Genomic DNA, 6,062 nt, shown 5'->3' with positions numbered 1-6,062 from the left:
GCAGGCCGATCGCGAAGCCCTGCCAGACCACCTCCACGCCGGCCAGCTGCAGGCCGTTGCGGAAGACACCGACGATCAGCGCACCGATCAGGGTGCCGATCACGCTGCCCCGGCCGCCGAACAGGCTGGTCCCGCCGAGCACCACCGCGGTGATCGAGTCGAGGTTGTACTCGGTGCCGACGTTCGGGCTGGCCGACGCGAGCCGGCCGATCAGGATCCAGCCGCCGATCGCGTAGAGCAGGCCGGCCACGGTGTAGACCGAGAACAGCACCCGGCCGGTCTGGATGCCGGCCAGCCGCGCGGCCTCGACGTCGTCGCCGGTCGCGTAGACGTGCTTGCCCCAGGCCGTACGGGAAAGGGCGTAGAAGAAGTACCCGAAGAGCAGCAGCATGATGATCGAGCCGTAGGTGAGCTGGAAGCTCCCGATCGGGAACGACTCGCCGGTCCAGGTCATCAGCGCCGGCATGTCCGTGCCGCGGACCGTCTGCGACTGGCTGACCACCGAGTTCAGCGAGAAGAAGATGGTCAGCGTGCCGAGCGTGACGATGAACGGCGGCAGCTTGATCCTCGTGACCAGCGTGCCGTTGATCGCGCCCATCGCCGTTCCGCAGGCCAGCCCGAGGATCAACGCGAGCACGCCGGGCATGCCGGCCTTGGTGCAGAAGTTGGCCATCAGGATCGACGAGAAGACCGCGATCGCGCCGGCCGACAGGTCGATGCCGGCGGTCAGGATGATCAGCGTCTGCCCGAGGGCGAGCGTGGCGATGACCGTGACCTGTTGGAGGACCAGGGAGAGGTTGGTCGCGGTGAGGAATCGGCCGTTGACGATGGAGAACGCGATGATCGCCACGATCAGCACGGCCAGCGGCCCGAGGACCGGGTTGGCGTGCAGGGCGTGTTGGACGCGCAGGCCGAACGAGTCGTGCCGGCGCACGTCGAAATCAGCGGTGGCGGTTGCCATGTTTCACCCCCAGCAGTTCTGCTTGCCCCACGTGGAATCCTTCGCGTCCACGCCGGCCTGCGGGTCGTCGGTGATCAGTTGGGTACCGGTGTCGTAGAAGTCCTTGCCGGGCGTCGGCTGCGGCTTGGTGCCATCTTTGGCGTACGCGGCGATGGCCTCGACGCCGAGCTGCGCCATCTTCAGCGGGAACTGCATCGACGTGGCCCCGATGATGCCCTTCGAGACGTTGTCCACGCCCGGGCAACCGCCGTCGATCGAGACGATGGTGATGTCCTTGGTCTTGCCGGCGTTCTTGATGGCCTGGTACGCGCCGGCCGCCGCGGGCTCGTTGATCGTGTAGACCAGGTTGATCGACGGATCCTTCTGCAGCAGGTTCTCCATGGCCGTACGCCCGCCGTCCTCGGCGCCGTCGGTGACGTCGTGCCCGGCGATCCGCGGGTCGTTCTCGTCGCCGATCTTGTTGGGGTCGCCGACCTGGATGCCGAAGCCGTCGAGGAAGCCCTGGTCGCGCTTGACGTCGACGGAGACCTGGTTGGCGTTGAGGTCCAGCATGGCGATCTTCGCCTGCTTGTTCTCCTTGGCGAACTTCGCCTTCGCCCACTGGCCGATCAGCTTGCCGGCCTGGTAGTTGTCGGTGGCGAAGGTGGCGTCGGCGGCGTTCGGCGGATCGACCGGGGTGTCCAGCGCGATCACCAGCATCTTCTGCTGATGCGCCTTGTCGATCGAGGGCACGATCGCCTTGGAGTCGTTGGGGGTGATCAGGAAGCCCTTGGCGCCGTACGACATCAGGTTCTCGATCGCCTGCACCTGGGATTCGTTGTCGCCGTCCTGCTTGCCGGCGAAGGTCTGCAACTCGACGCCCTGCTTCTTGGCCTCGCTCTGGGCGCCCTTCTTCATCTGGACGAAGAACGGGTTCGTGTCGGTCTTGGTGATCAGCCCGACGACGTCCTCGCCGGACCCTCGGTTGCAGGCGACGGTCGAGCCGAGCACCAGCGTCATCACGCAGCCGGCGGCCACCATCCTTCCGATACGGGACATGTCAGCTCCCAACCGATTTAGCCCCATCCGACCGCCCCGCCCACCGCCCAAGAGTCGTCTGAAGGCCATCTATCTGGGACAAACGTTGCTTGGCAGTAGACGCCCGGGCACCTTCTATGTCAACAATGAGTTTCCGTGGCGTTGCGTTTAGTGATCTTCATTGACGGAGGTCGATCGTGACGATCGGGGTGCTGATCGAAGACGTGTCCCATCCCTTCTCGGCCGCCCTGCATCGGGCCGTCACCGAGGCGGCGGACGCGCGCGGCGTCCAGGTGATCACCGGCAACCTCGGCTCGACCCGGGAACGCCGGCTCGCGGCGGCCTTCGCGCGGAAAACGGATGGCTTGATCCTCGCGCCGATCGCCGCCGACCAAGGCCATTTATCCGGATTTGTCGGGCCGGTGGTCTTCGTGGACCGCGGACCCGCCGGGCTGGCCGGCGACATGATCGTGTCGACCAACGTGGCCGGGGCGGCCGCCGCCACCCGTCACCTGATCTCGCACGGGCACCGCCGGATCGCGTACCTGGGAGATTTGCGGAGGCTGACCACGGCGCGCGACCGGCACCGGGGTTACCTGCGGGCGCTCGGCGGCCGGCCCGGCCCGGTGGCGCACGACGTCCGCGACGCTCCGGCGGCCGAGCGGGCCACGCTCGCGATGCTGCGCGCCGCCGACCCGCCCACCGCCATCTTCGCGGCCCGGCACGTGATCACCATCGGCGTGCTGCGGGCGCTGCGGCGCCTCGGCCGGCAGCACGAGATCGCCCTGGTCGGCTTCGACGACTTCCCCCTGGCCGACCTCCTCGACCCGCCGGTCACCGTGGTCGCCCAGGACCCGTCGCGGATGGGCCGGACCGCCGCGACCACCCTCTTCGACCGGCTCGACGGCGACACGGGCCCGCCACGCGAGATCAGAATCCCGACGACCCTGATCCCGCGCGGCAGCGGAGAGATCGACCGTTAGGGTCCTTACAAATTCGTCATGCGCTCGATGTGCTCGGGGTAGCGGCCGCCCTGGATGTCGATCTGAGCGGCGGCGCGGTCGAGGTCGGCCACCTCGTCGGCGGTCAACTCGACGGTGACGGCGCCGATGTTCTCCTCGAGGCGCTCCAGACGGCGGGTGCCGGGGATCGGGACTATCCATGGGCGCTGGGCCAGCAGCCAGGCCAGCGCGATCTGCGCGACGGTGGCGTTCTTGCGGCCGGCCACGGCACCCAGCAGGTCGACCACGGCCTGGTTGGCGGCCCGCGCCTCGGCCTCGAAGCGGGGGATCGTGCCCCGGATGTCGCCCGGCGTGAAGGTGGTGTTCTGGTCGATGGCGCCGGTGAGGAACCCCTTGCCGAGCGGGCTGTAGGGCACCAGCCCGATGCCGAGTTCGGCGCACATCGGCAGGATCTCCGCCTCGGGCCGCCGCCACCACAGCGAATACTCGTTCTGCAGCGCGGTCACCGGCTGCACGGCGTGCGCCCGGCGGACGGTCGCCGCCGCGGCCTCAGACATGCCGAAGTGCCGTACCTTGCCGGCCTCGATGAGTTCCTTGACCGCCCCGGCCACGTCCTCGATCGGCACCTCGGGATTGACCCGGTGCTGGTAGAACAGGTCGATCCGATCGGTCCGCAGCCGCTCGAGCGAGGCGTCGGCGACCCGCTTGATGTCATCCGGCCGGCTGGACAGCCCGGTCTGCTTCCCGTCGGCGTCGAAGGCGAACCCGAATTTGGTCGCGATGACCACCTGATCGCGTACGGGCTGCAGCGCCTCGCCGACCAGTTCCTCGTTGACGAACGGCCCGTACACCTCGGCCGTGTCGAAGAAGGTGACCCCGCGATCGACGGCCGCCCGCAGCAGCGCGATGTTGGCGTCGCGCCCGGGACCCGGGCCGTAGCTCTGACTCATCCCCATGGCCCCGAACCCCAGGGCCGAGACCTCGAGCCCGTTGCCAAGAATGCGCGTCTGCACGTCGTTCCCTCCAAAGTCCGATACCGCCGACGCTATAGCGGGCCGACGGGGCCGAGGGAGGTTCTGGTGTTACCTCCCACCGGCGGCACGGTCCAAGATTGGTCACGCTTTTCGCCCGGGTGTCCTCTTGCGGCGCGGGCCGGGCGTGAGGACGCTGTGGACACTGACAGACGGCGTGACGAAAGGGTCGGGAAAATGGCGTGGACCACGGCGAAATGGCGTGCCGTCGTGCTCGATTTTCTGGAGCGGGCGGGCTGGTCGGCCGGTGAGGTTTTCTTCGCGACACTGCTGGCCGGCGGCACCGCCGCGTCGGTCACCAACCTGCCGTGGGCCTACTCGCTGACGCTGGCGGCCAGCGCGGCGGTGTCCTCGATCATCCTGACGGCGCTGCAGTACCTGGCCAAGCAGACGAACCTGTCGTTCTGGCCCGACCTGCTGGTCCGCCTGGCCAAGACCTTCCTCGGCTCGCTGAGCGCGTCCTTCGCCGCCGCCAAGGTCTTCGACATCGCGACGTTCCACTGGAGCGCCGCCCTCAACGTAGCCGTCCTGGCCACCCTGGCCGCCCTCGGCAAGGGCCTGCTGGCCCGCCAGCCGGCCATCCTGGCAACCCCCGCCGGCGCGCCCGTTTCGGTGCCCGCAGGTGCGCCCGTTTCGGTGCCCGCCGGCGCACCCGCGACTGCGCCCGCCGGTGCAGCGGCCCCGGCCGAGGCGGCCGCCGCGACGGTGCCGGCCGCGCAGGCCAACCCGTCCACCCTGCCCACGCACACCTATGTCGAGGCGGTCAAGCCGTAGGTCGGTTTTAACCACTCACGCAGAATGAAGGGCCAGGGGCAGCGTCAGCTGGGCCCCTGGCCCGGCCTCGGCGTGAGCTGCGGTCTGCACCATGCAACCAGGCACGACATGAATTTGATCTAGAATTTGATCTTGGGCGAGAAAACTAAGCCCCCCAGCCGGCTTGGGTGCCGCCTACTCGGTCCGCGATGATTTTTTCGTCGTAGCCGCTTCGTTTGTAGGCGGCGACCGGGTCCGGGTCGAGGCCGGCGTCGGCGCGGACCTCGGCGAGCAGCGGGCGGACGTCGGTGTTGTAGGCGTCCATGAAGACCGCGTTGGCCTCCAGGACGTCGCCCGCGTTCTGCGCCGCGAACAGCGCGTCGCGGTCGACCAGCAGGGCCTTCGCGGTCGCCTCCTGGACGTTCATCACGGAGCGGATGATGGCCGGGATCTTGCGCTCGATGTTGTGGCACTGATCGAGCATGAAGGCGATGCCGTAGGCCGGGTCGAGGGCGTCGGCGCGGACGATCTCGTACATGATGCGGAACAGCTGGAACGGGTCCGCGGCGCCGACCATCAGGTCGTCGTCGGCGTAGAAGCGGCTGTTGAAGTCGAAGGCGCCGAGCTTTCCGGCGCGCAACAGGAACGCGACGATGAACTCGATGTTGGTGCCGGGGGCGTGGTGGCCCGTGTCGATGCAGACGGTGGCCTTTTCGCCGAGGGAAAGGCAGTGCGCGTACGACGTTCCCCAGTCCGGGATGTCGGTGGCGTAGAAGGCCGGCTCGAACAGCTTGTACTCGAGCACGATGCGCTGGCCGTCGCCGAGCCGGTCGTAGGTCTCGCGCAGCGCCTCGGCCATCCGGTCCTGGCGGGTGCGCAGGTCGTCCTGGCCGGGGTAGTTGATGCCGTCGGAGAACCAGAGCTTGAGGTCCCGCGAACCGGTCCGGTCCATGATGTCGATGGCCTCGAGCAGGTGGTCGGTGGCCTTGCGGCGGATCCCCCCGCCGGGGTTGGTGACCGAGCCCAGCTTGTAGTCGTCGTCCTGGAAGACGTTGGTGTTGATCGCACCGATCTCGACGCCCTGCTCTTGCGCATAGGCGGAAAGGGCGGCGTAGTCGTCCACCTTGTCCCACGGGATGTGCAGCGCGACCGAGGGCGCCACGCCGGTGAACCGGTGCACGGTCGCGGCGTCGGCGATCTTCTCCTCCGGGTTGCGCGGCACCCCGGGCTGGGCGAACACCTTGAAGCGGGTGCCGGAGTTCGCGTAGCCCCAGGACGGGGTCTCGATGCGCTGCGCGGCGAGCGCACGCTTGACCGCAGCCAGGTCAGTCATCACGG

At 68.4% G+C, this 6,062-nt stretch carries 6 protein-coding genes; 2 read left to right on the top strand and 4 right to left on the bottom strand.

The window, feature by feature from the left end:
- Together IH26_RS0137480 and IH26_RS0137475 are read right to left on the bottom strand one after the other, a co-directional pair.
- Positions 1-961: ABC transporter permease (locus IH26_RS0137480; protein WP_030441029.1), on the bottom strand; the 961-nt coding region annotated here is incomplete at its 3' end.
- 3 nt (positions 962-964) lie between these two features.
- The gene (locus IH26_RS0137475) at positions 965-1,999 is read right to left on the bottom strand and encodes a sugar ABC transporter substrate-binding protein (RefSeq protein ID WP_030441028.1); all 1,035 of its coding nucleotides are present in this window, start codon (positions 1,997-1,999) and stop codon (positions 965-967) included.
- A gap of 176 nt (positions 2,000-2,175) precedes the next feature.
- Here IH26_RS0137475 and IH26_RS0137470 point away from each other — a divergent pair, with 176 nt between their 5' ends.
- Positions 2,176-2,961 carry a substrate-binding domain-containing protein gene (locus tag IH26_RS0137470; RefSeq protein ID WP_245665851.1) on the top strand — a complete coding sequence of 262 codons (786 nt, stop codon included), beginning with the start codon at positions 2,176-2,178 and terminating at the stop codon, positions 2,959-2,961.
- Between the two features lie 5 nt (positions 2,962-2,966).
- Here IH26_RS0137470 and IH26_RS0137465 read toward each other — a convergent pair whose 3' ends face one another.
- A complete protein-coding gene (locus tag IH26_RS0137465) occupies positions 2,967-3,953 on the bottom strand; it encodes an aldo/keto reductase (RefSeq protein WP_030441026.1) in 987 nt (328 codons plus the stop codon).
- A 195-nt stretch (positions 3,954-4,148) separates the two neighbouring features.
- On the opposite strand from IH26_RS0137465, the gene IH26_RS60330 reads away from it, so the two are divergent.
- Positions 4,149-4,745, top strand: coding sequence for a hypothetical protein (locus tag IH26_RS60330; protein WP_030441025.1), 597 nt, complete (start codon positions 4,149-4,151; stop codon positions 4,743-4,745).
- A gap of 145 nt (positions 4,746-4,890) precedes the next feature.
- On the opposite strand, the gene rhaI is transcribed toward IH26_RS60330, so the two are convergent.
- Entirely contained in the window at positions 4,891-6,057 is a 1,167-nt protein-coding gene (gene rhaI / locus IH26_RS0137455) for an L-rhamnose isomerase (protein ID WP_030441024.1), read from the bottom strand.
- Positions 6,058-6,062 lie beyond the last annotated feature (5 nt).

The organism is Actinoplanes subtropicus (genome assembly GCF_000721705.1).
GTDB classification, from domain to species: domain Bacteria; phylum Actinomycetota; class Actinomycetes; order Mycobacteriales; family Micromonosporaceae; genus Actinoplanes; species Actinoplanes subtropicus.
This window is presented reverse-complemented; position numbering and strand designations above follow the sequence as displayed.

Excerpts from the sequence above, each read along its gene's own strand:
- IH26_RS0137475 (WP_030441028.1), bottom strand. The coding sequence starts at position 1,999 with ATGTCCCGTATCGGAAGGATGGTGGCCGCCGGCTGCGTGATGACGCTG.
- IH26_RS60330 (WP_030441025.1), top strand. The coding sequence starts at position 4,149 with ATGGCGTGGACCACGGCGAAATGGCGTGCCGTCGTGCTCGATTTTCTG.
- rhaI (WP_030441024.1), bottom strand. The coding sequence starts at position 6,057 with ATGACTGACCTGGCTGCGGTCAAGCGTGCGCTCGCCGCGCAGCGCATC.